This is a genomic window from Neisseria sp. P0013.S005 (genome assembly GCF_051958425.1).
Classification (GTDB): domain Bacteria; phylum Pseudomonadota; class Gammaproteobacteria; order Burkholderiales; family Neisseriaceae; genus Neisseria; species Neisseria subflava.
This window is the reverse complement of the sequence record NZ_JBQCVL010000036.1, coordinates 1-1,321: the sequence shown is the minus strand read 5'-3', so window position 1 is coordinate 1,321 and position 1,321 is coordinate 1. Positions and strand designations below refer to the sequence as shown.

Annotated in this window: 1 protein-coding gene; it reads left to right on the top strand. The window is 51.7% G+C overall.

The genetic code is table 11. The features are described 5' to 3' along the window. Positions 1 to 1,321 (top strand): phage terminase large subunit (terL, locus tag ACTHTA_RS11375; RefSeq protein ID WP_440364658.1); only part of this gene is annotated, 1,321 nt, incomplete at both ends.

Below are 1,321 nucleotides of genomic sequence, written 5' to 3'. Positions count from 1 at the left end.
TGCCCGAAATCGAAAAAGAGCCGGAGTCTGTCTTGCAGTCTTGTGCGGCATCGCGCGGCGAAGCGAAAACATCGCTGACCGTACAGGCGTTTGCCCTTTGGCGCGAAGTGCGCAATGCCAAACACAATACCGTCATCGTATCTGACACCGAAGACCAAGCCGACGCCATCGTCGAAGCTATCAAAACCGAACTGACAGACAATCCTGCGTTGCAGTTGGATTTTCCCGAAGTCTGTGGGCAGGGTCAGGTATGGCGTATCGGAGAAATCCGAACCCGCCAAAATAACCAGTTCAAGGCCTATGGTGCGGGACAGGGTATCCGCGGTGCAAAAAAAGGTGAGGTGCGCCCCGATGCAGTCTATCTCGACGATTTGGAAAATGAAAAACATTCCGAAAACATCCGCCTGCGCGACAAACTGACCAAGTGGATAGGCAGCGTTATCAATCCTTTGGGCGGCGCGGGTGCGAAGTGCGACATTTTGTATGTCGGTACGATTTTATGTTTGGATAGTGTATTGGCGCGAGTGTTGAAAAATCCGTTTTGGCGCAGTGTGCGCTTTTCCGCCATTATGAAGTGGCCTGTCAATATGGATTTGTGGGCGGAATGGGAAAACATCTACCGTAACACGCCGAAAGAAAACCGCGCCAACGAAAAGGCGGCTCAGGCATTTTACGAAGCAAACGAAGCGGCAATGTTGGAAGGTAGCGAAGTGAGTTGGAGCAAACGACCGCTTCTCGCCCTGATGAAAATCCGCGCCCGCGACGGTATCCATGTCTTCAACTGTGAGTACCAAAACCAGCCGGGTAATCCCGAAAATGCGATTTTTGCTGATTATTTGGACAACTGTTATTACCGCGCACTGCCGCATGATGTCGTGTATTTTGGTGCGGTTGACCCTTCGCTTGGCAAACAGGGGAAAGGCACTGACCCGTCCGCCATTCTGGTCGGCGGCTACCAACGCGCCACAGGTACGCTGTTTGTCGTGGAGGCATCCATTAAGAAACGTGTACCGAGCCTGATTATTCAGGACGTCATCAGACTGCAAAAGCAATACGGCTGCTTGCTGTGGGTCATCGAGACCGTCCAATTTCAAGAATTTTTCAAAGACGAACTGATTAAAGAGGCGGCAAAACAAGGGGCGCATGTTCCTGCGCGTGGAGTCAAACCGAGCGCAGAAAAAGTGATGAGGATTGAAAGTATCCAACCGCATTTTGCCAACGGATTTATAAAACTGTTGCCGGAACAGCGTGTATTGATTGAGCAGTTGCGGGAATTTCCCGACGCCGACCACGACGACGGCCCCGATGCACTGCATATGCT